At 69.9% G+C, this 24820-nt stretch carries 26 protein-coding genes and 1 riboswitch; of the genes, 13 read left to right on the forward strand and 13 right to left on the reverse strand.

Features of this window, described 5'->3' with window-relative positions; all coding sequences use genetic code 11:
• From ABD108_RS03155 to ABD108_RS03185, 7 genes are all read left to right on the forward strand, one after another.
• The coding region (locus tag ABD108_RS03155) for an FAD-binding protein (protein WP_343929268.1) at positions 1–856 on the forward strand (856 nt) is incomplete at its 5' end.
• A complete protein-coding gene (locus ABD108_RS03160) occupies positions 856–1626 on the forward strand; it encodes a succinate dehydrogenase iron-sulfur subunit (RefSeq protein WP_220656343.1) in 771 nt (256 codons plus the stop codon). The genes ABD108_RS03155 and ABD108_RS03160, both read left to right, overlap by 1 nt.
• A 75-nt stretch (positions 1627–1701) precedes the next feature.
• Positions 1702–2868 (forward strand): SGNH/GDSL hydrolase family protein, encoded by a 1167-nt coding sequence (locus ABD108_RS03165; RefSeq protein ID WP_343929270.1) that lies wholly within the window; start codon positions 1702–1704, stop codon positions 2866–2868.
• Positions 2869–2959: 91 nt separating this feature from the next.
• Positions 2960–3484: a toxin-antitoxin system HicB family antitoxin gene (locus ABD108_RS03170; protein ID WP_220656344.1), complete on the forward strand. Its 525-nt coding sequence runs from the start codon at positions 2960–2962 to the stop codon at positions 3482–3484.
• 95 nt (positions 3485–3579) lie between these two features.
• Positions 3580–4425 carry a DUF4097 family beta strand repeat-containing protein gene (locus ABD108_RS03175; protein ID WP_343929272.1) on the forward strand — a complete coding sequence of 282 codons (846 nt, stop codon included), beginning with the start codon at positions 3580–3582 and terminating at the stop codon, positions 4423–4425.
• Positions 4426–4453: 28 nt separating this feature from the next.
• Positions 4454–5251 carry an ABC transporter ATP-binding protein gene (locus ABD108_RS03180; RefSeq protein ID WP_220656346.1) on the forward strand — a complete coding sequence of 266 codons (798 nt, stop codon included), beginning with the start codon at positions 4454–4456 and terminating at the stop codon, positions 5249–5251.
• Entirely contained in the window at positions 5248–6018 is a 771-nt protein-coding gene (locus ABD108_RS03185) for an ABC transporter permease (protein WP_343929274.1), read from the forward strand. Before ABD108_RS03180 ends, ABD108_RS03185 begins: the two co-directional genes overlap by 4 nt.
• Before the next feature lie 60 nt (positions 6019–6078).
• Here the strand turns inward: ABD108_RS03185 and ABD108_RS03190 are convergent, their stop codons facing one another.
• From ABD108_RS03190 to ABD108_RS03200, 3 genes are all read right to left on the reverse strand, one after another.
• Positions 6079–7539: a DHA2 family efflux MFS transporter permease subunit gene (locus ABD108_RS03190; RefSeq protein WP_255585716.1), complete on the reverse strand. Its 1461-nt coding sequence runs from the start codon at positions 7537–7539 to the stop codon at positions 6079–6081.
• Between the two features lie 61 nt (positions 7540–7600).
• The gene (locus ABD108_RS03195; protein ID WP_343929276.1) at positions 7601–8182 is read right to left on the reverse strand and encodes a PadR family transcriptional regulator; all 582 of its coding nucleotides are present in this window, start codon (positions 8180–8182) and stop codon (positions 7601–7603) included.
• Positions 8183–8341: 159 nt separating this feature from the next.
• Positions 8342–9229: a ferredoxin family protein gene (locus ABD108_RS03200; protein WP_343929278.1), complete on the reverse strand. Its 888-nt coding sequence runs from the start codon at positions 9227–9229 to the stop codon at positions 8342–8344.
• Between the two features lie 28 nt (positions 9230–9257).
• On the opposite strand from ABD108_RS03200, the gene ABD108_RS03205 reads away from it, so the two are divergent.
• Genes ABD108_RS03205 through ABD108_RS03220 form a run of 4 tightly spaced genes read left to right on the forward strand, consistent with a single transcriptional unit; the run spans position 9258 to position 13871 of the window.
• Positions 9258–10634 (forward strand): MFS transporter, encoded by a 1377-nt coding sequence (locus ABD108_RS03205; protein ID WP_425579756.1) that lies wholly within the window; start codon positions 9258–9260, stop codon positions 10632–10634.
• Positions 10624–11055, forward strand: coding sequence for a MarR family winged helix-turn-helix transcriptional regulator (locus tag ABD108_RS03210; RefSeq protein ID WP_343929282.1), 432 nt, complete (start codon positions 10624–10626; stop codon positions 11053–11055). Before ABD108_RS03205 ends, ABD108_RS03210 begins: the two co-directional genes overlap by 11 nt.
• Before the next feature lie 28 nt (positions 11056–11083).
• The gene (locus tag ABD108_RS03215; protein ID WP_343929284.1) at positions 11084–12385 is read left to right on the forward strand and encodes a D-alanyl-D-alanine carboxypeptidase family protein; all 1302 of its coding nucleotides are present in this window, start codon (positions 11084–11086) and stop codon (positions 12383–12385) included.
• A gap of 1 nt (position 12386) precedes the next feature.
• Positions 12387–13871 (forward strand): APC family permease, encoded by a 1485-nt coding sequence (locus ABD108_RS03220; RefSeq protein WP_343929286.1) that lies wholly within the window; start codon positions 12387–12389, stop codon positions 13869–13871.
• A 4-nt stretch (positions 13872–13875) separates the two neighbouring features.
• On the opposite strand, the gene ABD108_RS03225 is transcribed toward ABD108_RS03220, so the two are convergent.
• The 7 genes from ABD108_RS03225 to ABD108_RS03255 all read right to left on the reverse strand — a co-directional run bounded on the left by ABD108_RS03225 (position 13876) and on the right by ABD108_RS03255 (position 19987).
• Positions 13876–14679, reverse strand: a complete 804-nt coding sequence (locus ABD108_RS03225) for a DJ-1/PfpI family protein (RefSeq protein WP_343929288.1) — start codon at positions 14677–14679, stop codon at positions 13876–13878.
• Positions 14680–14860: 181 nt separating this feature from the next.
• Positions 14861–15859 carry an inner membrane protein YhjD gene (gene yhjD, locus ABD108_RS03230; RefSeq protein WP_220656355.1) on the reverse strand — a complete coding sequence of 333 codons (999 nt, stop codon included), beginning with the start codon at positions 15857–15859 and terminating at the stop codon, positions 14861–14863.
• Positions 15860–15889: 30 nt separating this feature from the next.
• Positions 15890–16915 carry a tryptophan--tRNA ligase gene (gene trpS / locus ABD108_RS03235; protein ID WP_220656356.1) on the reverse strand — a complete coding sequence of 342 codons (1026 nt, stop codon included), beginning with the start codon at positions 16913–16915 and terminating at the stop codon, positions 15890–15892.
• Positions 16916–17129: 214 nt separating this feature from the next.
• Entirely contained in the window at positions 17130–17939 is an 810-nt protein-coding gene (locus ABD108_RS03240) for an exodeoxyribonuclease III (protein WP_343929290.1), read from the reverse strand.
• Entirely contained in the window at positions 17936–18367 is a 432-nt protein-coding gene (locus ABD108_RS03245) for a barstar family protein (RefSeq protein WP_343929292.1), read from the reverse strand. The genes ABD108_RS03240 and ABD108_RS03245 overlap by 4 nt, the downstream gene beginning before the upstream one ends.
• Entirely contained in the window at positions 18364–18831 is a 468-nt protein-coding gene (locus ABD108_RS03250; RefSeq protein ID WP_220656359.1) for a guanyl-specific ribonuclease, read from the reverse strand. Before ABD108_RS03250 ends, ABD108_RS03245 begins: the two co-directional genes overlap by 4 nt.
• A gap of 10 nt (positions 18832–18841) precedes the next feature.
• Entirely contained in the window at positions 18842–19987 is a 1146-nt protein-coding gene (locus ABD108_RS03255) for an MFS transporter (RefSeq protein ID WP_425579757.1), read from the reverse strand.
• A gap of 160 nt (positions 19988–20147) precedes the next feature.
• Positions 20148–20268: riboswitch (SAM riboswitch) on the forward strand.
• Positions 20269–20276: 8 nt separating this feature from the next.
• Here ABD108_RS03255 and metX point away from each other — a divergent pair.
• Positions 20277–21431, forward strand: coding sequence for a homoserine O-acetyltransferase MetX (gene metX / locus ABD108_RS03260; protein WP_343929296.1), 1155 nt, complete (start codon positions 20277–20279; stop codon positions 21429–21431).
• Between the two features lie 10 nt (positions 21432–21441).
• Here the strand turns inward: metX and ABD108_RS03265 are convergent, their stop codons facing one another.
• The 3 genes from ABD108_RS03265 to ABD108_RS03275 form a co-directional block, all read right to left on the reverse strand.
• The gene (locus tag ABD108_RS03265) at positions 21442–22845 is read right to left on the reverse strand and encodes a hypothetical protein (protein ID WP_343929298.1); all 1404 of its coding nucleotides are present in this window, start codon (positions 22843–22845) and stop codon (positions 21442–21444) included.
• A gap of 125 nt (positions 22846–22970) precedes the next feature.
• On the reverse strand, positions 22971–23285 hold the full coding sequence (locus ABD108_RS03270) for a DUF3017 domain-containing protein (protein WP_255585501.1): 315 nt from the start codon (positions 23283–23285) through the stop codon (positions 22971–22973).
• The gene (locus ABD108_RS03275) at positions 23286–24152 is read right to left on the reverse strand and encodes a bifunctional methylenetetrahydrofolate dehydrogenase/methenyltetrahydrofolate cyclohydrolase (protein WP_343929300.1); all 867 of its coding nucleotides are present in this window, start codon (positions 24150–24152) and stop codon (positions 23286–23288) included.
• 87 nt (positions 24153–24239) lie between these two features.
• On the opposite strand from ABD108_RS03275, the gene ABD108_RS03280 reads away from it, so the two are divergent.
• Entirely contained in the window at positions 24240–24818 is a 579-nt protein-coding gene (locus tag ABD108_RS03280) for an HdeD family acid-resistance protein (RefSeq protein WP_343929302.1), read from the forward strand.
• Positions 24819–24820: the final 2 nt, after the last annotated feature.

The raw sequence follows: 24820 nt of genomic DNA on the forward strand, positions 1-24820 counted from the left end.
GGGCCGCGGCGCCGGACCGAACAAGGACTACGTGCTCCTGGATGTCACGCACATCCCGGAGGAGACCCTGATGGCCAAGCTGCCGGACATCATGGAGTTCTCGCGCACCTACCTCGGTGTCGACCCCGTCACCGAGCTGGTGCCCGTGTACCCCACCTGCCACTACGTGATGGGCGGCATCCCCACCAACATCCACGGTGAGGTGCTGCGCGACAACGAGCACGTGGTCCCCGGCCTGTACGCCGCCGGCGAGTGCGCCTGCGTCTCGGTGCACGGCGCCAACCGCCTGGGCACCAACTCGCTGCTCGACATCAACGTCTTCGGCCGCCGCTCCGGCATCGCCGCCGCCGAGTACGCCAACACCCACGACTTCGTCCCGCTCCCGGAGAACCCGGCCGAGATGGTCGAGAACTGGGTCGCGAACATGCTCAGCGATCACGGCAACGAGAACGTGATGGCCATCCGCACCGAGCTGCAGCAGACGATGGACAACAACGCCGCCGTCTTCCGCACCGAGAAGACCCTCACCCAGGCCCTCGAGGACGTGCGCGCCCTCAAGGCCCGGTACGAGCACGTCACGGTCACCGACAAGGGCACGCGCTTCAACAGCGACCTGCTCGAGGCCATCGAGCTGGGCTTCCTGCTGGAGCTGGCCGAGGTCACCGTGGTCGGCGCCATCAACCGCAAGGAGACCCGCGGCGGCCACGCCCGCGAGGACTACCCGAACCGCGATGACGAGAACTTCATGGTGCACACCATGGCGTACAAGGAGGGCGAGGGCCTGGAGTCCGGGATCCGTCTCGACACCAAGCCCGTCGTGCAGACCCGCTACGAGCCGATGGAGCGTAAGTACTGATGACCGCCACCGCTGAATTCCCGTCATCGACCGTCAATCCGCCGGTCCCGCCCGGGTCCACCATGGTCACGATCAAGGTCTACCGGTTCAACCCGGAGGATCCCGACGCGGCCGGCTGGCAGAGCTACAAGGTCCCCGCGCTCCCCTCGGACCGCTTCCTGAACCTGCTCCTGTACATCAAGGGCTACCTGGACGGCACCCTCACCTTCCGCCGGTCCTGCGCCCACGGTGTGTGCGGCTCGGACGCCATGCGCATCAACGGTGTGAACCGGCTCGCCTGCAAGATGCTGATGAAGGACTTCCTGCAGGAGGGCAAGGAGATCACCGTCACCGTCGAGCCGATCCGCGGCCTGCCCGTGGAGAAGGACCTCGTGGTCGATATGGAGCCCTTCTTCGACGCCTTCCGCGCCGTGAAGCCCTACCTGATCACCTCGGGTAACGAGCCCACCCGCGAGCGCATCCAGTCGCCCACCGACCGCGAGCGCTTCGACGACACCACCAAGTGCATCCTGTGCGCGTGCTGCACCACCAGCTGCCCCGTGTACTGGATGGACGGCTCGTACTTCGGCCCCGCGGCCATCGTGAACGCTCACCGGTTCATCTTCGACAGCCGCGACGAGGGCGCCGCCGAGCGTCTCGACATCCTCAACGACGTCGACGGCGTGTGGCGCTGCCGCACCACCTTCAACTGCACCGACGCGTGCCCCCGTGGCATCCAGGTGACGAAGGCCATCCAGGAGGTCAAGCGCGCCCTCCTGTTCAGCCGCTAGCCATTACTGCAGCCCGAGGCGCCCCGGATCTCGCACGAGGTCCGGGGCGTTCTCGTATCCGCCGAGAGGATCGCCGTGACCGCCGATGACGCACTGATCACCACCCCGATCGACGGCGGCCTGCTGCGCGGCCACCTCGACCTGGAGCACACGGCACGGGGCCTTCTGCCGCACCGGCTTCCGCCCGCCGCGCGCCGCCGGATCCCCGACGAGCGGCTCGCCTCCGCGGAGGTGCAACCCGCGGGCGTGCGGCTGGTGTTCCGCACGGCGGCCACCGTCGTCGAGCTCGAGACGATCCCCACCAAGCGCGTGTACGCCGGTTTCCCGCCGCGGCCCGACGGTGTCTACGACCTCGTCGTCGACGGTCGCCGGGTGGCGCAGGCGACGGTTCCCGGCGGCGATGTGGACACCGTGGTCGATATGGTGACGCAGGAGACCGAGCACACCGAGGGGCCTTCCGGCACAGCACGATTCACCGACCTTCCGGCAGGCGACAAGCGCGTGGAGATCTGGTTGCCGCACAACGAGTCCACCCTGTTGGTCGCGCTGCGCTCGGACGCACCGATCGCGCCGGACGGTGATCACCCCCGGGTCTGGCTGCATCACGGCAGCTCGATCAGCCACGGTTCCAACGCCACTCACCCCACGGGGACCTGGCCGGCGATCGCGGCGGCCGCAGCGGGTGTCGACCTGATCAACCTCGGATTCAGCGGCAGCGCGCTGCTCGATCCGTTCGTCGCCCGCGCGATCCGGGACACCCCGGCCGATCTGATCAGTCTCAAGATCGGCATCAACATCACCAACGGCGACGTGATGCGCCTGCGCGCCTTCACCGCGGCCGTGGACGGCTTCCTGGACACGATCCGCGACGGTCACCCCACCACCCCCCTACTGCTCGTCTCCCCCATCCTGTGCCCGATCCAGGAGCACACCCCCGGGCCCGTGATGCCAGTCCCCACGGGCGACGGCCTGCGGTTCGAGGCGACGGGCGATCCGGAGCAGGTGCGATTCGGGCGGCTCACGCTCACGGTGATCCGGGACGAGCTCGCGCGGATCGTGGCGGACCGCGCGGCCGACGATGCGAACCTGCACCTGCTCGACGGCCGAGCCCTGTACGGCACGCAGGACCACGATCGCCTGCCGCTGCCCGATGCCCTGCATCCCGACGGTGCCACACACCAGCTGATCGGTACCCGGTTCGGCGCGACGGTCTTCGGAGCGGGCGGCGTTTTCGCGCAGTGACACCATCCATGCATCACGTGTGAGCTGGCAGTTCCTCCATTTCTGACACCAATCCCTTGACATGACACCACAGTGGTGTCACTCTAATGTCATGGACCTCACGCCCTTCGTCAACGAACTCCAGCGACAGCTGGCCGGCCCGGCCGAGCGCGAACTGTCCGACGCCGCCGACAACGGTGTCGACGATCCGCGCGAGGCCGCCGAGCGGCTCGCCGCGAGCCTGGACGCCGCCACGCGGCTCGTCCTGCTCGACGCGCTGTCCGCGGCGACCGCGTCCATCACCCGCGACCTGGCGCCCGGCTCGGTCGACCTTCGGCTCCGCGGCCGCGAGGTGGACTTCGTCGTCACGCAGCCGCAGGGCGATGTCGACGGCGGTGCGACCGAGGCGGTCGCCGCGGCGCCCGGAATCCCGTTGGACGACACCGGGTCCACCCGAACCACGCTGCGCCTCCCGGACGCGCTCAAGGCCCGCGTCGACGAGGCCGCCGCGGCCGACGGGCTGTCGGTGAACACCTGGCTGGTCCGCGCGGTCGCCGCGGCCGTCGCCCCCAAGCAGCGCCGGTCCTCACCACGCCCCCTGCGCACCAGCGACGACTTCGCCGGCTGGGCGAGGTAACCCGCCTCCCCCGCCCCTTCGATCACCTGCTCAGCCCCGCGAACCCCGCGGGGCGGGCCGACCACACCCGAAAACGGTCTCCCGAAAGGAAACTCATGCCCACCTTCGATACCCCCTCCCCCATCGACCTCGCCGTCAACCTGCAGGTCGGCGACCTCGAGGTCGTCGCCGGTGACCGCGCCGACACCGTCGTCACGGTCACCCCGACCTCCCCCTCCAAGGAGGCCGACCGGCGCGCGGCCGAGAGCACCCGCGTCGAGTTCGACGGCGCACGGGTCACCGTGGTGGCCCCGAAGCCCAAGTTCAGCCTGTTCGGCCCGTCCGAGTCCGTCGATGTGCGGGTCGAGCTCCCCGCCGGCTCCCGGCTCACGGCCGAGGTCGCGTACGGCGGGACCCGCAGCACGGGCCGCCTCGGCGCCACCCGGATCAAGAACCCCGGAGGTCTCGTCGAGCTCGGTGACACCGGCGCCCTGTGGGTGCGGGCCGGCCACGGCAACGCCACGATCGGCGATGTCGACGGCTCCGCCGAGGTGACCGCCGACCACGGCCAGATCCGAGTCGGGCGGATCGCCGGCGACGCCCGGCTCAAGGCCTCGCACGGCAGCGTCCGCGTGGAGGAGACGGGCGGTGCCGTCGAGGCGAACCTCTCGTACGGCGACCTCGACATCACCCGGTCCCTCGGATCGGTGACGGCGAAGACCGCCTACGGCTCGATCACGCTGCAGGAGGTGGTCTCCGGTTCGGTCGAGGTGGAGAGCGGCTACGGCCAGGTCACCGTCGGCGTGAGCGCGGGCACCCCCGCCTGGCTCGACCTCAGTTCCAAGGAGGGGCGCGTCCGCAACGAGCTCGACGGTGACGAGTCCCCGTCCGACCTCGAGAACTCCGTGTCCGTCATGGCCCGGACCAAGTACGGCGACATCGCCATCCGACGCGCCCGCTGAGCGCGCCGCCCCGAAGAAGGAGACACCCATGACCATCACCACCACCGACACCGCGATCGCGGTGCGCGGGATCGAGAAGGCCTACAAGGATCTACAGGTGTTGCGGGGCGTCGAGTTCGACGTCTCCACCGGGAGCATCTTCGCCCTGCTCGGCTCCAACGGCGCCGGCAAGACCACCCTGGTCCGGATCCTGTCCACGCTGCTGCGCCCGGATGCGGGCACGGCGATCGTGCACGGCTACGACGTCCGCGAGGATCCGCAGCAGGTCCGCGAATCCATCAGCCTCACCGGGCAGTTCGCCGCGGTCGACGAGGTCCTCACGGGCCGGGAGAACCTGATCCTCATCGCCCGGCTGCGCCACGAGGCCGACCCGGAGGCGGTGGCCGACGATCTGCTCGACCGGTTCCGGCTCACCGATGCCGGCGGCCGCAAGGTGGGCACCTACTCCGGGGGCATGCGCCGCCGGCTGGACATCGCCATGAGCCTGATCGGCGACCCCGCGGTGATCTTCCTCGACGAGCCCACCACCGGCCTCGACCCCGAAGCGCGCATCGACGTCTGGGAGGTGGTCAAGGATCTCGCGGCGCGCGGCACCACGGTGCTGCTCACCACCCAGTACCTGGAGGAGGCGGAGCAGCTCGCCGACCGCATCGCCATCCTGCGCGACGGCCGCATCATCGCCAACGGCACACTCGCCGAACTCAAGCAGCTGCTGCCGCCCGCGAAGGTCGAGTACGTCGAGAAGCAGCCCACGCTCGAGGAGATCTTCCTCGCGCTCACCGGCACCCCCACCGAAGCCCGTCCCGAGAACCGAGGCCGATCATGACCACGCACGCCGTCTCCGATACCAATGCCCTGCTGGGGCGTTCGCTCAAACACATCACCCGCAGCGCCGACACCATCATCACCACCGCGCTCACGCCGATCGCCATGATGCTGTTGTTCGTGTACGTCTTCGGCGGCGCGATCAAGACCAGCACGGGGTCGGAGAACTACGTCAACTACCTGTTGCCGGGCATCCTGCTCATGGCGATCGCGTCGGGTATCGCGTACACCGCGCTGCGGATGTTCAACGATATGCACGGCGGCATCTTCGAGCGCTTCCAGTCGATGCCGATCGCGCGCTCGTCGGTGCTGTGGGCGCACGTGCTCACGTCGATGGTCTCGAACGCGATCACCGTACTGATCATCATCGGCGTGGCGCTGCTGATGGGCTTCCGGTCCTCGGCCGGCCCCCTCGCCTGGCTGGGCGTCTTCGGCATCCTGGCGCTGTTCACGTTGGCGCTCACGTGGATCGCGGTGATCGCGGGGCTCTCGGCCAAGACGGTCGACGGTGCCAGCGGCTTCTCCTATCCGCTGATCTTCCTGCCCTTCATCAGTTCCGCGTTCGTGCCCACCGACACCATGCCGGGCCCGGTGCGCGCCTTCGCCGAGAACCAGCCCGTCACCTCGATCGTCAACACCATCTCCGCGCTGCTCGCCGAGCGGCCCGTGGTGGCATTCGATCTGGTCTCGGCCCTCGCCTGGTGCACCGGCATCCTGGTGGTGGCCTACGCCGTGGCGATGATCGTGTACCGCCGCAAGATCAGCTGATCCCGTGATCCATTGCGCCGCGTGCCCTCCGCACGCGGCGCAGCGGTCTGCGTTCCTCGGCTAGCTGCTGACGGCGTCCTGATCCTTGCGCAGATGCACGGGCGTCGCGAAGCACATCACGGCGATGAAACCGAAGATCAGCGCCGTGGCGGGCAGGTAGATGCTGTTGCCCATCGCATCCGCGAACGGCCCCTTGAGGAAGTCCGGCAGCGGTCCCACCGAGGTGCTCAGCGCGTCCTGTGACGGCGCCTGACCCGGCGGGAACGCCGGGGTCAGCTTGGCCTGCAACTGGTTCTGCATGAGCACGCCCACGGCGGCGCTGCCCAGCACGGCACCCACCTGGCGGGTCATGTTGTACACACCCGATCCGGCACCGGCGAGCGGCAGCGGCAGGTTGCGGTTCGCGGTGGTGGCGAGCGGCCCCCAGATGAAGGCATTGCCCACGCCCATGAGGGCGATGGGCGCCAGAATCCCCACCACCGGCGTGGTCGGCGAGGCCACCGCACCGAGCCAGAACAGGGCGATCGAGTTCGAGGCGAAGCCGAAGCCCGCGAGGTAGCGGGGGTGCACCTGGTCGATCAGCTTGCCGGACAAGGGCGCCAGGCCGCCGGAGATCACGGCGAGCGGGATCAGCAGCAGCGCCGAGCGGGTGGGAGTGAGTCCCATCGACTTCTGCGCGAACAGCATGAGCGGGATCGACATGCCCGTCACCGAGAATCCCATGGTGGCGATCGCGACGTTGGCGAGCGAGAAGTTGCGGTCCTTGAACAGCGTGAGCGACATCAGCGGCTCGGGCGCCTTGGTCTGCCACCACACGAACACCACCAACAGCACCACACCGGAGATGATCAGGGTCCACACGCCGATCGGTACCGGGCCGAGATGCCAGATGGTGCCCCAGTCGTACTTCTGTCCCTCCTGGAGGCCGAAGGTGAGCAGGAACAGGCCCGCGGCGCTCAGCACGATGCCGGGGATGTCGAGCCGGTGCTTGTGCGTGGGCAGCGAGGGCACGAGCCGCATCGCCAGCACGAAGGCGATCACGCCCACGGGCACGTTGACGAAGAACACCCACTCCCAGCCGAGGCGGTCCACCAAGACGCCGCCGGCCAGCGGCCCGACGAGGATCGCGACGCCCGCCACCGAGCCCCACAGCGCCATCGCGCTGCCGCGCTTGTCCGCCGGGAAGGTGCGGGTGATCACGGCCATCGTCTGCGGCGTCATCAGTGCGGCGCCGAAGCCCTGCACCACGCGGGCCGCGATGAGCATCCCGGCGGTGCCGGACAGCCCGCACCACGCCGAGGCGGCGGTGAAGATCACCAGGCCGATCAGGTAGAGGTTCTTGGGCCCGTACATGTCGCCGAGCCGACCGGCCAGTAGCAGCGGCACCACGTAGGCCAGGAGGTAGGCGCTGGTCACCCAGACCACGCTGTTGAGATCGGTTCCGAGCCCCACCATGATCGAGTCGGTGGCCACCGAGACGATGGTGGAGTCCACCAGGATCATGAAGAAGCCGATGACCATGGCCCACAGCGCGGGCCACGGACGGTAGTTCGCGGGGAGTCCGCCGCCGGCGGGGCGGTCGTCAGTCGTCGTCACAGGAGACCTTCCATTCCAGGGTTCCGTTGTTCAGCCGGTCGAGCAGGCCGCGCAGCCAGGCCGCCTCGGCCTCCGCCATCGCGGCGAGGTAGTCGATGTCGAGCAGGTGCGCCTGCGCCACATGGGTCGTGGCGCGGGCGTGGCCGGACCGCAGTGCGGCGGCCCGGCTCTCGGTCTGATGCAGGCGCGCGCCGAGCAGGTCCACCACGAGGTCGCGGTCCAGACGGTGCGCCTCGGCGAGGGCGAGCGGGAACTGCGGGTACTCCTCGGCCGGCCGGGCCAGTAGGTCGACCACGGTGGCCTGCAAGCGGTCCCGGCCCTCGGGCGAGATCGTGTAGGTGGTGCGCTCGGGACGGTTGCCCTCGCGATCGACGCCCTGGGCGGACACCAGTCCGTCGTCCGCGAGGCGGTTCACGGTGTGGTACAGCGATCCGGCCCGGAGCTTGACCACCAGGTCCTCGTGCCGCTGCACCATCGTGGTGAACATCTCGTAGGGATGCATGTTCCGCTCGGTGAGCAGGGCCAGAGCCGCCACTGCCAGGGGCGTCAGGGGCCGATTCCGCGCCATCTTCCACCTCCCATTCGCGACCGCCGGCAACGCTACGCCACGATTACTCCAAGTGGAATATTTGGAGTGGAATTACCGCCCATACCGGCCGAAACCACCCTCGCGGGATGGTCGAGGTGTGTGCTGATCGCGGTTCTTGACCGCTCCGCGCGGGAACGCCTAGATCTGCGCGATGTCGGTGACCCGCCAGGCCCGGGCGGGCGACGGCGACTTCCCGCAGGACGCCGTCCGCGGCTCGAGTTCGGTGGCCGCCACGGCGACCCGCCACGCGCGTCCGTCGGTGTGGCGCACCGTCGCGATACCGCTCGCCGCACCGTGCTTCGGCACGGGGCCGGTCTCGACGGTGACCCGGAGCGCGTCCGGATCGCACGGCGGGATCGACTCCCGCACCGCGACCTCGGCGACCTGACCGACGGGCGGGGTCGAGGAGCGGCCGCGCAGCCCCACCGTCGAGACGGTGCCGGCGCGCGCGGCATCGAAGACCTCCTGCGCCTCGCCGGCGGACACCCGCCCGTAGGTGTAACCGGCGGGGAGCACGATCAGCACCGGTGCGAAGCGGTGACCACCGGTGTGCGAGCACTCCCACACCACAGGATCGGGATAGTGCGCGGCGAGTTCGGCCGCCAGGGGGCGGCCGCGCACCGCGCAGCACACGTCCCGCTTGCCGTTCGTGCACACCAACGCGATCGGCTCCGCCGGCGCGCCGGCGGCGGGATCGTCCACTGCCAGCGCGGGGATCTGCGCGTCGTCGTCGATCACGAAGGCGCGCAAGGAGGTCTGTCCCGCCTCGCTCCGGGCCACGAACACCCGGCGCGGGCCGCGGGGCCCGTCGGCGCGGCCGGGACGGCGGATCAGCAGGACGCGCAGGCCGCGCTCCTCCGCGAATCGCTCGATGGCGGCACCGATCTCCGGCGCGAAGGTCTCCCCCGAGAACGGATCCCGCCCCCAGCCCGCGTTGTTCTCGATGCACAGCCAGCCCGGTTCCTGCGTCGCCGTACCGGGCAGCGGTTCGTCGACGAAGTACGAGCAGCGAGGAGTCTGGTGCATGAATCAATTGTATGTTTACAATCATTGTGTGTCTACAACGATCTCGGAGCCGAGGGCCCGGCGCAAGCAGCTGGTCCTGCTCACGTGCAGCCTCAGCCTGCTGATCGTCTCGATGGACGCCACGATCGTCAACGTCGCGCTCCCGTCGATCCGCACCGATATGGCGGCCTCGGTCCAGCAGTTGCAGTGGGTGGTGGACGTCTACACCCTCACCCTCGCCGGCCTGCTGGTACTGGCGGGCGCCGCCGCCGATCGTTTCGGGCGGCGCCGCGTGTTCCGGATCGGCCTGATCGCCTTCGCGGTCGGCTCCCTGCTGTGCAGCGTCGCGCCCACCGTCGGGGTCCTCATCGCCGCCCGGTTCACCCAGGCCGTCGGCGGCTCCATGCTCAATCCGGTGGCCATGTCGATCATCACCGCCACCTTCACCGGCCGGGCCGAGCGCGCGCGGGCGATCGGCGTGTGGGGCGCCGTCGTGGGCATCTCCACTGCGCTGGGCCCACTCGTCGGCGGCATCCTCATCGAATCGCTGGGATGGCGCTCGGTGTTCTGGATCAACCTGCCGATCTGTGCGCTCGCGGTGGTCCTCACCTTCCTCGTGGTCCCGGAGTCGAAGGCGGCCCGGATCCGGCCCGTCGACCCGTGGGGCCTCGTGCTCGCCGTGGCGGTGGTGTTCACCCTGGTCTTCGGCCTGATCGAGGAGCAACCCCTGGTGTTCCTCGGCACCGTGGCCGCGCTCGCCGCCTTCGTCCTGCACGAGCGCCGGCACCCGTCCCCGTTCCTGGACCTGCGCTTCTTCCGCAGCATCCCGTTCTCGGCGGCCACGCTCACCGCGGTGTGCGCCTTCGCCGCCTTCGGCGCCTTCCTGTTCACCATGTCGATGTACCTGCAGGAGACGCGGCACCTCTCGGCCGTCCACGCGGGCCTGATGTTCCTGCCGATGGCGCTCGCCGTGCTCATCTGCTCGCCGATCTCGGGCCGGCTGGTGGCGAGCTACGGCGCGCGGCCCTCGCTCCTCGGTGCCGGGCTGCTGATGACCACGGGCGCCGTGCTCCTCACCGCGATCCATCCGGACACCCCGCTGCCCCTGATCGCGGTGATCTTCGCGATCTTCGGGACCGGCTTCGGCCTGGTGAACGCACCGATCACCAACTCGGCCGTGAACGGCATGCCGCTGGACCGGGCCGGCGCCGCGGCGGCGCTCGCCTCCACCAGCCGCCAGGTGGGCGTCAGCATCGGCGTGGCCCTGGCGGGCCTGTCCGCCGGCGCTCAGCTCTGGTGGATCGTGGCCGGCACCACGAGCTGCGTGCTCGCACTCGGCGTGGTCTCCACCGGTCCGGCCGCCGCACGCTCGATCGAGCGCATCGCGCCCCTGCTGGAGGATCGCGAGGGCGCCGATGCCCGCTGAACCCGTCACCCGGCCCGATCCCGACGAGGTCTGGGGATCCCTGGTCCGCGTGGCCTTCGACGGCCGCGACGGCTGGCGCCGGGCCGTCGTGGAGCGGACCGGATTGCCGTTCAGCCGGATCCGCGCGCTCACTCGGCTCGCCAGATCCGGGCCCATGACGCTCAAGCAGCTCGCGCACGCCGCCACGATGGACCCGCCGGCGGCCACCGTCACCGTCAACGACCTGGAGGAGCGCGGCCTCGTGGTGCGGGACACCGATCCCGCGGACCGGCGCGCGAAGCTGGTGACGCTCACCGATGCGGGCCGCGCCGTCGTGGCCCTCGTCGCCGATACGCCCGATCCTGCTCCCGCGCCGTTGCGCGAGTTCACGCCCACGGAGTTGAGCGCCCTCGCCGACATGCTTCGCCGCTTGCAGGAATGACGGAGCCCGCCGGATACGATTCGAGCCGATGACAGCTCGACTTCTCCGGTGTGCGCTCGCCGCCTGCCTGGTCGGGGGCCTCGCCGCCCCCGGCCTCGCTGCCGCCGTCCCACCTCCTCCGCCCACGCCCGGCGTCACCACCGTCCCGGCGGTCACCACGCTGAACACGGACTCCTGTCCGCACAAGCAGGTGGCGCCGCCCGCCGTCGACGCCTCCGAGGTGCCCGCCCCTGGGAAGCCCGCCCCGAAACCGCTGCCGGTTCCGAAGCCGCCGGTGGGTGGCGAACGCCTGTCGGGCTGCGGCGTCGTGGCGCCCGACGGTGCGCCGCCCGCACCGCAGGGCATCGACTCGGCCGGCTGGTTGGTGGCCGACCTCACCGACGGCACCGTGCTGGCCGCCAAGGATCCGCACGGGCGGTACCGGCCGGCCAGCACCATCAAGCTCCTTCTCGCCCAAGTGGCGCTGCGTGACCTCGATCTCGACACCGTGGTCGACGGGACCGCCGAAGACGCCGCGCAGGAGGGTGATTCGGCGGGCGTCGCCCCCGGAGGCCGGTACACGGTACGGCAGCTCATCGAGGGGCTGATGCTCATCTCGGGCAACGACACCGCGCACGCTCTCGCCCGCCAGCTGGGCGGGGTCGACGCCGCGGTCACGAAGATGAACGACCTGGCGAAGTCCTTGGGGGCGCGCGACACCCGCGCCGCCACACCGTCCGGCCTGGACGGACCGGGCCAGACCACCAGCCCCTACGATATGGCGCTGATCCTGCAGAACGCACTGCGCGACAAGCGGTTCATCGAGATTGCCTCCACCCGCCAGATCACCTTCCCCGGCCATCCGCCGGTGCCCACCACCGCGCCGCCCACACCGCTGCCGCCCGGCGCCACGCCGCCCCCGGCACCGACCTCCGTCGCGCCGTATCCGATCGTCAACGAGAACCGGATGCTCACCGATGTCCCCGGTGCAGTGGCGGGGAAGAACGGCTTCACCGACGATGCGAAGAAGACCTACGTGGGCGCCGTCGATCGGGACGGCCGCCGGTACGTGGTGGTGCAGTTGTTCGGCCTGGCGTACACGGGCAACACCTACTGGGATCAGTTCCGGCGCCTCCTCGACTACGGCGTCGGGCTGCGCGGCAGTTCGGTGGGCACGCTGGTCTCCCCCACCGCCGGCGCCACCCGCGAGCGGCCCGCGGTGCCGGAGACCACCGCATCCGAGGCTTCCGGCGGTATGGGCACGGGTACCCGGATCGCGATCGGCCTCGGCGGTCTGGTGGTGATCGGTGCGCTCGTCGGCGCCGCGATGCGCACCAGCCGGGGGCGCTGAGATGACCTCCTCGATCCTGGAACCCGTGCCCGACAAGGGACTGCGCTCGGACTCCCTGGGGCTGCTGGGCAACATGGCGATCGGCCTGTCGTCCACGGCGCCCGCCTACAGCCTGGCCGCCACCCTCGGTTACGTCGTGGCCACGGTGCACGACAAATCGCCCGCCATGTTCGCCCTGGCGTTCATCCCGATGCTCATGGTGGCGGTGGCCTACCGGGAGCTGGCCGACGCGGTGCCCGACTGCGGCACCACCTTCACCTGGGGCAGCAAGGCCTTCGGTCCGTGGGTGGGCTGGATGGGCGGCTGGGGCCTCGCGGTCTCGGCGATCATCGTGCTGGCCAACGTCGCCGAGATCTCGGGCGTGTACCTGTTCCGCTTCCTCGGCATGCCCGAGCTGGCGGATTCGCGCTGGCTGGTGACCGGGTTGGGGTGCGTCCTGATCGTGGCGATGACCTGGGTGAGCTACCGCGGCATCGTGGTCTCCGAACGCCTGCAGAACGTGCTGATGGCCATCCAGTTCGCCGTCCTGGTGTTCGCCGCGGTGGCGGCCCTGGTACTCGTGTACTCCGGCCGGGCCGGAGCACAGGCGGTGCGCCCCAGCTGGTCCTGGCTCAATCCCGCCGGACTCAGCGCCTCGCAGATCGCCGCGGCGGTGATCCTGTGCATCTTCCTGTACTGGGGCTGGGACGCCTGCCTCGCAGTGGGCGAGGAGACGAAGGGCTCGGCCACCACTCCCGGACGGGCGGCGGTGCTCTCGACCGTCGTCCTCCTCGGCACCTACGTGCTCGTCGCCGTGGCCGTGCAGGCCTACGCCGGCTTCGGCACCACCGGGATCGGCCTGAACAATCCCGAGAACCGCGACGACGTACTCACCGTGCTCGGCGCACCCGTGGGCGGCGCCGTGCTCGCCGGACTACTGCTGCTGACCGTCGCGATCTCGGCACTGTCCTCGACCCAGTCGACGGTGTTGCCCACGGCCCGCGGCACGCTCGCGATGGCGGTGTACAAGGCGGTGCCCGACCGATTCGCGCGGGTCGATCCGAAGTACCTGACACCGTCCTTCGGCACGGTCGTGATGGGCGCCTCCGCCCTGCTGTTCTACCTGACGCTGTCCGTGGTCAGCCGCAATGCGCTCGAGGACTCGATCAAGTCGCTGGGCCTGGCGGTCGCCTTCTACTACGCGATCACGGCCTTCGCGTGCGTCTGGTACTTCCGCCGCACACTGTTGCGGTCGGCCCGGAACTTCGTGCTGCGGTTGCTGTTCCCGCTCCTGGGTGGGCTCACCATGGTGTGGGCCTTCGGACAGAGCGCCGTGGACATGATCGCGCCCGACTACGGTGCCACCACCATCGGCGGGATCGGCGGCGTCTTCGTACTGGGCGTGGGCATGCTGGTGCTGGGGATCCCGCTGATGATCGCGTGCGCCGTCCACCGGCCTGCCTTCTTCCGCGGCGTGACCCTCCCGCGGGACGCCGCGGAGCGCTGAGGAATCAGCGCTTGAGGGCACCCATGAGCAGTGTGCGCGCAGTCTTGCGGGTGGTCTCGGAGGCAGTGCTGTAGTGGCCGCTGCGGAAGGGCGGCTGCGGGTCGTACTCGATGCTCAGCTGCGCCGCCTCGGCCGTCGCGCGGTCTCGGATCCGCGAGATCAGCCACAGCGTGCAGTCGAGCCCGGCGGATACCCCGGCGGCGCTGACGAACTGGTCCGATCGCACGATCCGGGCCTCGGGCCGGGGCTTCGCCCCCAGCGATCCGAGGAGGTCCATCGCGATCCAGTGGGTGGTGGCGGGACGTCCCGCCAGCAGGCCCGCGTGCGCCAGGATCAGCGCGCCGGTGCACACCGAGACCGTCCAGGTCGCCCGGCCGCTGGTGCGGGACACCCAGTCCCGCAGCACTGTCCGCCGCCCCGTGTCATCAGCCGACGGTCCGCCGGGCACCAGCAGCACATCGGCGGGCTTCGCCGTGGCGAAGGAGTGCGTGGCCGGCAGCCGCAGCAGGCCCGAGTCCATCCGCACCGGCGCACCGTCTTCGCTGACGAACTGCATCGTGACGCCCGGAACGTAATTGAGGAGCTCGTAGGGTCCCACCGCGTCGAGGGCCGTCATGCCGTCGTACAGCAGGATGGACACCACCACGGCGCGGCCCGCCTCGAACGGCGCCGGTGCACTGCCGTGCTCCTCGATGCCCTTCTGGCCCTGGTCATTCGGCGCCGCGGACGCACCACCGGCCACCGCCGCTGCCGCCGCGGCGGCAGATACCCCTGCGCCGGCGATCACGGCTCGTCTACTCACTGTCATCTGGTCCCTTCTTCCGGTCACTATCTGGACCGTAGTCCGGTCAGCGGCGGCGCGGAACCCGTAACCCGCTCCCCGCAACGGATTTTCATGAATCCTTCACGCCCGCGGTGACGACCGGCCACCGGCCAACGGCCACGGGTCAACGGCCACGGGACAACGACCACAACTCAACGGCGGCGGATCAGCGGCGGCGGCGCACCAACGCGCCGAGGCCGATGCCCGCGACCAGGCCCGCCGCACCCGCCGCCACGCTGCGGCCGGGATCGGACTCCTGCCGGATCACCGGCGAGATCACCACCGGGTCGGGTACCGCGGGGATCACGTACTGCTGATTGCGCGGGTCGGTCGCCGCCCACGCCGTCGCGAACAGCACGATCCGCGCCGTGAAGTAGATGAACAGCATGATGCCGAGGATCGGCCCGAAGGTCGCCCCGGCGGGCCCCTTCATGGTGTTGCCGATGAGAAGGGCGGCCACCTGCATGAAGGCGTAGAAGACGATCGACGTCAGGAGCCCGGCGCGCAGGGCGTTGCGCCACGGGAACTGCACCCGCGGAAGCTTGGCGATCACGAAGGTCCACAGGGCCCAGCCGGCCAGGATGGTGACGATGATCGTGGCGGTGGTGACCAGCCCCTGCAGGCCCGGAACGTCACCGAGGCCGAGCGCGTCGAGGATCTTCGAGGTGAGCGGACTGTTGCCGACCGCCATGAGGGCGATGCAGGCCACGATCACCACGAACAGGCCGATGAGGGCTCCGAGGTCCTGCAGCTTGGTCTTGACGAAGTTCTGCTCGGGCACCTCGCTGTCCCACATCGCGGTCAGCGCGGCGCGCACGTTCGACATCCACCCGAGACCGGCCCAGAGTCCACCCGCGAGGCCCACGATGCCGACGGTGCCGCGCGAGCCGATCGCCTGATCGATGAGGTCGTTGACCGATTTGCGCAGGCTCTCGTCGCTGATCGCCGAATTGATCGTGAGCTTGAGCTCCGCGAGCAGGTCCGCGTCGTTGATCAGGACGTAGCCACCGACCGAGAAGGCGACCATGGCCAGCGGGAACAGCGCGAAGACGCTGAAGTAGGTGATACCCGCGCCGAAGTAGTCGCCCTTCTTGTCCTGGTACCGCTCGGCGGCGGCCATGAGGTGATCGAACCATGGCCAGCGCTGCCGATACTTGTCGAGCATCCCCGGACGACCTCCTGCTTTTGCAACCGCTTAGGGCGCCAGGAACCCTACCCTGTCGTAGACATCCGCGAGGGTGCGGGATGCGATCTCCCGCGCGTGTTCGCGGCCCTGGGCGATGATCCGGCCGAGCTCCGTGCGGTCCTCGAGGTACTCGTCCACCCGCCCGCGCAGCGGCGTGGTGAAGTCGACCAGGATATCGGCGACATCGGTCTTGAGCTCGCCGTAGCCCTTCCCCTCGTACTTGGTCTCGAGCTGCTCCATGGTGGCGCCGGTGAAGGCGGATTCGATGGTGAGCAGGTTGGAGACGCCGGGCTTGTTCTCCCGGTCGAACCGGATCTCGCGCTCGGTGTCGGTGACGGCGGACTTGACCCGCTTGGCGATCACCTTGGGATCGTCGAGCAGGCTGATCAGGCCCGCATCCGATTCCGCGGACTTGCTCATCTTCGCGGTCGGGTTCTGCAGGTCGTAGATCTTGGCGGTGCCGGAGACGATGTACGGCTCGGGCACTACGAAGGTCTTCTTGAACCGGGTGTTGAAGCGCTGAGCCAGGTTCCGGGTCAGCTCGAGGTGCTGGCGCTGGTCCTCGCCGACCGGCACCACCTGCGGGCGGTAGAGCAGGATGTCGGCGGCCATGAGGATCGGGTAGGTGAACAGTCCCACCGACGAGCTGTCGGTGCCGTTCTTGGCCGACTTGTCCTTGAACTGCGTCATCCGGCTGGCCTCGCCGAAACCGGTGATGCAGCTGAGGACCCAGGTGAGCTCCGCGTGCTCCGGGATCTGCGACTGGACGAAGATGGTGGACCGCTCGGGGTCCACCCCGAGCGCGAGCAGCTGCGCCACGGCGAAGACGGTGCGCTCGCGCAGTGCCTTCGGATCGTGCGGCGTGGTGATGCCGTGCATGTTCGGGATGAAGTAGAAGGTCTCGAACTCGTCCTGCAGGGCCACCCACTGCCGTACCGCGCCGAGGTAGTTGCCGAGGTGGAACGAGTCCGACGTCGGCTGGATTCCCGACAGCGCACGCTGCCGCTTCGCGGGGGTGGGGGCGGTCTCAGTCACGATCGTTGAGTCTATCGACCGCCGCTCGCCACGTCTCTTCAGTATCCGGTCGGTATCCGGCCGGCCGGTGCACCGACGGGAGCAGGGGCGGCACCGCCCGGCCCGGTCGCCGCCATTTCGCCACCGTTGCCGCCGCCGCGTACCCGAGCACCTGGTGGCTGCCGCCGGCGGGACACGCGATCCGCCTCCCCGTGCGGCAGCCCGCTCGTCGCCGCTAGTCGCGGTACTCGACGGTGACCGGCGCGTGGTCCGACCAGCGCAGGGCGTAGGTGTCCGCGCGCTCCACCCGCGCTGCTGTCGCGCGGGCGGCGAGGGCGTTGTTCGCGATCTGCAGGTCGATCCGCCAGCCGGAGTCGTTGTCGAAGGCCTTGCCGCGCCACGACCACCAGGCGTACGGGCCCGGCGTATCGGGATGCAGCTCGCGAACGACGTCGGTGAAGGGACGGCCGGCACCGATGTAGGTGCTCATCCACTCCCGCTCCTCGGGGAGGAAGCCCGAGTTCTTGACGTTTCCCTTCCAGTTCTTGATGTCCAGTTCGGTGTGGCCGATGTTCCAGTCACCGCACACCACCACGTCGCGCCGGCGGCGTCCGAGCTTGGCGAGGTACTCGCCGAACTCCTTGCGGAAGCGGTCCTTCTCGTCCTGGCGTTCGGTGCCCACATCGCCCGAGGGCAGGTAGAGCGAGCCGACGGTGAGCGTGCCGAAGTCCGCCTCCAGGTATCGGCCAGCCTCGTCGAATTCGGCACTGCCGAAGCCGATGCGCACCGCATCGGGCTCGCGGCGCGAGAGGATCGCGACGCCGTTGCGGCCCGCGGTCGACGATTCCGCAGCGGTGACGTGCCACCCCTCGTCGAGAGCGGGCGCGAGCGCGGTCAGCGTCTGCTTGTGCGTGGCACGCACCTCCTGCAGCGCGACGACGTCGGCCTTCGTCGCGCGCAGCCAGGGCAACATCCCGAGGTTCTCCTCGGACCGCTGCTTGACCGCGGCGCGGATGCCGTTGACGTTGATCGACGTGACGATCATGCGAGCGCCGCCACGGTGAGACCGGCATCGGACCAGGTGGCGCGGACAGCAGCATCGTCGGCATCGGGGCCGGTGCTCAGCAGCACCTGGACGCCCCGGTCGGCGAGCACCGAGACGAAGACGTCGAACGAACCCGCCTCATCCGCGAGAACCTGCTCGGCCTCGGCGATCGCGACCACCACCAGGGCCGGGCCGCCCAGCCAGCCCAGGTCTCCCAGACAATCCGCGAGGGCGTCCCAGTTCGCACCGAAGTCGAGCGGGAACTGCAGGACGGCGGACAACTCGTCGAGTAGCGCCGCCTTGGCGCGCATGCGGCTTCCGCGGGCGACGAGCACGCGGGGCCGCTCGCGCTGCTTGAGGCTGTCGAGATCGGCGCTGGTGAGCGCCGCCCCGGAGCCGGAGGCCAGGAACTGCGGAAGAGTGCTCATCGGATCCTCGTGAAGGTCTCGTAGTGGTCGAGGGTGTACCAGGCGCTGCCGTCCGAGCCGGTGATGATGCGTTCGGCATCCCGGCCGCGGTTCGGCTTCTTGATGTTGACGTCCCACTCGGTGTAGCGCACCTTCTTGCCGTCCGCACCGGTGGCCGGCAGCCGCTTCTCGAAGTTGCCGAAGTTGCGGCCGCCCTGCGTTCCGGAGCCGTCCTTCGGCGGCCAGGTGCCGGCGTCGATCTTGGCGAGCGTGTCGGAGACCCGTTGGGGTACGGCCGTGTTCGCCGCGGAGCGGGACGGGGCACCGGGTTTGGCGGTGACCGAGCGCGAGGCGCCCGACGGGGCCTTGGCGGCCGCCGACGTGGCGCCCGCGGATTCCGCTGCCGGCTGGCTCGACTTACCGCAGGCCGTGAGACCGAACACCGCGAGCAGGGTGATCGCGCACAGCGCGAGGATCCTTCGCATGGGCCCGACCCTACCGGCGGGCACCGACAGGTTCCGGGGCGCGGCGCGCCGCCAGCAGGCCGATGCCGAAGACGCCCAGGCCCGCGACGGCCAGGCCGCTGCCGACCAGCGCCGGTGCCGTGTAGCCGTAGCCTGCGGCGATCACGGCACCGCCGAGGAAGGCACCGAGAGCGTTGGCGATGTTGAGCGCCGAATGGTTGAGGGTGGCGGCCAGGGTCTGCGCCTCCCCCGCGACGTCCATCAGGCGCGTCTGCAGCGCGGGGACGAGTGCCGACCCGGTGAGGCCGATGAGGAAGAACAGCGAGATCGCGGCGACCGGCTCCGGCGCGAACGCCGAGAACAGCGCCTGCAGCACCACGAGACCGGCGAGCGTGGCGACGATCGACCGGTTCACCGAGAAGTCGGCGGCACGACCGCCCACCACGTTGCCGATCACCATGCCCACGCCGTACACAGCGAGCACGAAGGGCACCGCGGACTTCTCCAGCCCGGACACACTGGTCAGAGTGGTGCTGATGTAGGTGTAGACCGCGAACATGCCGCCGAACCCGACCACACCGGTGAGCAGCGCGAACCACACCTGCGGGCGGCGCAGGGCGCCGAGCTCGGTGAGCGGGTTGGTGACGGGGATGTCGACGGCGGGCAGCCACACCAGGAGCGCGATCACCGTGGCGGCGCCGATCACCACGACCACCGACAGCGCGTACCGCCAGCCGAAGGCGTCGCCGAGCCAGGTGGTGAGGGGGACTCCGATCACGTTGGCCACGGACAGGCCCATGAGGACCTGGCCGACGGCGCGCCCGCGGCCCGCCGGTCCGGCGAGGTGCGCGGCGACGAGCGCGGCCACCCCGAAGAAGGCGCCGTGCGGCAGGCCCGCGATGAAGCGCGCGGCCATCAGGGTCTCGTAGTTGGGCGCGATCACCGAGAGCGTGTTGCCGAGGGTGAAGGCCACCATCAGCGCGACGAGCAGGGTGCGGCGCTGCACGCGGGCGAAGGCCGCGGCGATGAGCGGAGCGCCCACCACCACGCCGAGGGCGTAGGCGGCGATCACATGGCCGGCGACCGGTTCCGATACGCCGAGATCGGCCGCGATGTCGGGGAGCAGACCCATCGCCGCGAATTCGGTGGTGCCGATGCCGAAGCCTCCGAGGGCCATCGCGCCGACGGCAAGACTGATGCGCGTGGATGGGTTCACACGCCGGTGCAACACCGGGCGGGCGCGATTGGTTCCCCATCGCGCCTGTGAACTCCTTCACAGGGCGGGGCCTTCCCCGCTACCCCTGCCGCCCGAATCCGGTCGGTTATGATGCAGGCCAGGTCATGAGTGTCAGCGTCAGGCCCCGGCTCGCTGACCGGCAACCCTCCGCCGCGGTGGGGTGCCCCGGGTGATGACCAGGTTTCCCGGCGGACAGCCCCGCCGGGCGGCAAACGCGAGAAGAGGTTCGGTGACCATCAGCATTCCCGCAGGCAGGACCGATCGCAGTCACGCAGGTGACTGGGCGCGGGTTCCCGACGGTGCGATGCAATCGGTCGGGATCGGCGCCTTCCGGCTGGAATCGGGCGAGGTCCTCGACGATGTGACGATCGCCTTCCAGCGCTGGGGTGCGCCCAATGAGGCCGCCGACAACATCGTGCTGGTGCTGCACGCACTGACCGGCGATTCGCATGCGGCCGGCACCGCCGACGGCGAGCACGGCCAGGCGGGATGGTGGAACGGACTGATCGGTTCCGGTGCACCGGTGGACACCGACGAGTGGTGCGTGGTCTCGGCCAATGTCCTGGGCGGATGCTCGGGGTCCACCGGCCCGTCGTCGGTGGCCGCCGACGGCCGCAGATACGGCTCGCGATTCCCGACGATCACCGTGCGCGACCAGGTGGAGGCCGAACGCGAGCTGCTGCGGGCTCTCGGCGTCCGGGAGATCGCCGCGGTCGCCGGCGGCTCGATGGGCGGCGCCCGGGCCCTGGAGTGGGCCGTGAGCCATCCCGATTCGGTGCGCGCCGCACTGGTGCTCGCCGTCGGCGCCCGGGCCACGGCGGATCAGATCGGCACCCAGACAACGCAGATCCAGGCGATCACCTCCGATGCGAACTGGCGCGGCGGCGATTACCACGATTCCGGCGCCGCACCCGAGGCCGGCCTGGGCATCGCCCGTCGGATCGCGCACCTGACCTATCGCACCGAGATCGAACTCGACTCGCGCTTCGCCAATCACCCTCAGGGCGAAGAGGATCCACTGAACGGAGGACGGTACGCCGTGACCTCCTACCTCGATCACCAGGCGTCGAAGCTGGTGCAGCGCTTCGATGCCGGCAGCTACGTGGTGCTGTCGGAGGTACTCAATCACCATGACGTCGGCCGGGGCCGCGGCGGCGTCGAGGCCGCCCTGCGCGGCTGCCCCGTGCCCACCGTGGTGGGCGGCATCGATTCCGACCGCCTCTACCCGCTGCGCCTGCAGCAGGAGATCGCCGATCTGCTCCCCGGCTGCGAGGGGCTGCGCGTCGTGCACTCCCGCGACGGCCACGACGGCTTCCTCACGGAGAGGGATGCGGTAGCCGAATTGCTCACCGCGACGATGGAACTGGCCCGCCGACCACGCTGAGCCGCAAGCGCTACGCCGCGGGCGTGGTCACGGTCGGCGACTCGGGCGCCTGCTCCCCCGCCGATGGCTGCACGGGCGCGGGCGGTACGTCCGGCCCGGAGGCACCCTCGGGAAGGTGTGCCCCACCGCCCACGATCGGCAGCGGCGGATGCTCGGACGTGGGCGACGGCGCGGTCGGCGTTCCGGTGCCACCCGTCGTGGGCACGCCGGGACTGGTCGGACTCGGGGTGCCCGTCGTCGGGCTGCCGGTGGGCGGAGTCGGCAACAGGATCGTGGGCCAACCGGTACCCGGCGTGGATGGGACGGTGGGCGTCGTCGGCAGCGGCCCGACGGTGCGGCCGGGGGTTCGCGTCCGCGGCGCAGTGGGCGGCGGAGCGAAGGTCGTCATCACGGGCGGCACGGTGACCTCGTCGCGGGAATGATCGCGAGGCACGTTGGTCGGCACCACCAGCTCGCCGCCGGCCAAGGTGGTGGTCGTCGAGGTGAACTCCTCACGAGTCGTGCTGCCCTGCACCGCATCCGACGTCGTGGCATCGGTCACCAGGGGCAACCGGTCGGTGCTGTCCCCGGTGGGGCCGATGAGGCCGGTCGCGTAGGTCGTGATGAGGACGGCGAAGGCGAGCGCCGCCACCACCAGTACCGGGAGGATGGTCGCAGTGAGCCGCACGCTGTGCCCACCGAAGGCGCCGAAGCCGGAGCCGAGGCGGGCCGTGCCCGCAGGGGCGGCGCCGGCGGTCCGATCGGCGGCCAGGAGCGCCGCGCCCGTGGCCGCGACCGCTTCCGGCTCGTCGACGTCCACCGTCTCGATGTGAGAGGTACGGGCCACACCGGAGATCGCCTCGCGGATCGCGGCGTGCTGGGCGCCACCGCCGATCAGGACCAGCGCCTCGGGCGGGGTACCGGCCCCGTCGACCACTCCGCGGACGAATTCCGCTGCGGCACTCGGTGTATCGAATCCGGGTTCGGTGCCGGAAACGGCGACCGCGGTGGTGCGGGCGGTCGCGGTCACGGCACCGTCGGTCACGGTGTGCACCCGCATCCCACCGGCCCCGATATCGGCGATCAGCGTCACGGAATAGCGGGCGATGGCTCCACTGTCGTCGAGCGCGCGGAGCACCGCATCGGTCTCGCGCACGACCTCGGCGGCGCGGAGTTCGCCGCGGATGCCGAACCGCGCCGCCAGCAGATCGCGGCGGGTGCGCACGGCGACGGCGGAGGCATCGACGGGGCGTTCGGCGCGGGCGGCGAGTAGGTCGAAGCCCGAGGCCAGCAGGTCGCTGCGGCGGCCCAGACGGTAAGGGCCGGGGTCGATGGTGCGGGTCTGCTGACCGACGACCTCGCCGTCCTCCCATTCGAGCAACACGCAGTGGACCGGGCCGCGACCGATGGAAGCGCCGAATGACGTGGTGGTCATGGGCACCTCCGATCACGTCGCATTAGTCCGTTATCTGGTCACATCGTACCCGATACGAAATCGTTACATACGTCATCCTGAAGGATGAAATGCGATGACCGCAGACGACGTGTGCCGCGCGGAGTCTACTTCGTTCCGAGCGGGCTGATCTTCCAGGTCACGACCAGGATCGCAATCGCGGCGAGCGCCAGTACGGTGGTGTCGAACCAGCGGCTACGGACGCGCAACAGGCCCTGCCGGCGATCGGGCAGGGTGGCCCGCAGTACGGCAGCGAGTCCGGTACCGGCACCGAAGACGACGAGGCCTCGCCGCCAGTACTCGAGCCCCACGAGAACCATGCCCACCGTCAGCACGCCGATCACCGAGGCGTATCCGGCGTTCGCCACCACCGACCGCACCACTCGGGCGCGGCGGTACCGGACGACCTCGGACTCGGTCACTCAGGCCCCGTCCGCACGCGCCAGATCGCGTTCGGCGGCGTCGATCACGTTGCCCAGAAGGAAGGCCCGGGTCAGGGGGCCGACCCCGCCGGGGTTGGGCGAGAGGTACCCGGCGACCTCGGCCACCTCGGGGGCGACATCGCCCCGGAGCCCGTCGGCCGTGCGGCTCACGCCCACGTCGAGGACGGCCGCACCGGGCTTGACCATGTCGGCGGTGATCAGCCCCGGCACACCGGCGGCGGCGATCACGATGTCGGCGCGCCGGACCTCGGCCGCCAGGTCACGAGTGCCCGTGTGGCACAACGTGACCGTGGCATTCTCGGTGCGACGGGTCAGGAGGAGGCCGATCGGCCGGCCCACGGTGACCCCGCGACCGATCACCACCACGTGCGCGCCGTTGATCTCCACGCCGTACCGCCGCAGCAGGTAGACGATGCCGTGCGGGGTGCAGGGCAGCGGCCCCTCGGCGCCGAGCACCAGCTTGCCGAGATTGGTCGGGTGCAGGCCGTCTGCATCCTTGGCGGGGTCGATCCGCTCCAGGATCGCGTTCTCGTCGAGGTGCTTGGGCAGGGGCAGCTGCACGATGTATCCGGTGCACGCCGGATCGGCGTTGAGATCATCGATCACGGCCTCCAGCTCGGCCTGCGAGATGTCGGCCGGCAGATCGCGGCGGATCGACTCGATGCCCACCTTGGCGCAGTCCGCGTGCTTGCCCTTGACGTAGCAGTGCGAACCCGGTTCGTCGCCCACCAGCACGGTGCCCAGCCCGGGCGCCACACCGCGGGCGCGCAGCGCGTCCACGCGCCCTCGGAACTGCTCGAAGAGCTCGTCGCGGGTCGCTTTGCCATCCAGAACACGTGCGGTCACGACCAGCAGTCTATCCATTCGAGCTGCGCACAACACATTCAGCCGATTCGATGAGCGCTCGGCCTCACTTCGTTCGATACTGAAAGCATGACTACCAACAATCCCCTGCAGCAGGGCATCAAGAGCACGTGGCAGACGACGCTGTTCCTGGGCATCGTGTCGATCGTCATGGGCGCGATCATCGCGGCGTGGCCCGGCCCCACCACGTTGGTCGTCGGCGTGCTGTTCGGCGTCTTCCTGATCCTGACCGGCATCTTCCAGGTGATCTCGGGCCTGGTCGGTGAATCGCAGCACCGGGTGCTCGCCGTGATCAGCGGCGCACTGTCGCTCATCCTGGGCGTCTTCTGCTTCCGCGACAACGTCTACAACTCGATCACCGTGCTCGGCATCTGGATCGGCATCAGCTGGATCTTCTTCGGCATCACCTCGATCACCATCGGCTTCGCCAACAAGTCGCTGCCGAACCGGGTCTGGGTGATCATCCTGGGCATCCTCACCGCGATCGGCGGCTTCGTGCTCGTCTCCTACCCGTACGAGGTGCAGATCCTCGTGCTCATCTCCGGCATCTGGGCGATCGCGATCGGCATCGTCGAGGTGGTCGCGGCCTTCCAGCTGCGCAGCGCGGCCGGCAAGTTCGAGAAGAAGGTCTCGGACTTCGTGAGCTGACC

This window comes from Tsukamurella strandjordii (assembly GCF_039525985.1).
Classification (GTDB): domain Bacteria; phylum Actinomycetota; class Actinomycetes; order Mycobacteriales; family Mycobacteriaceae; genus Tsukamurella; species Tsukamurella strandjordii.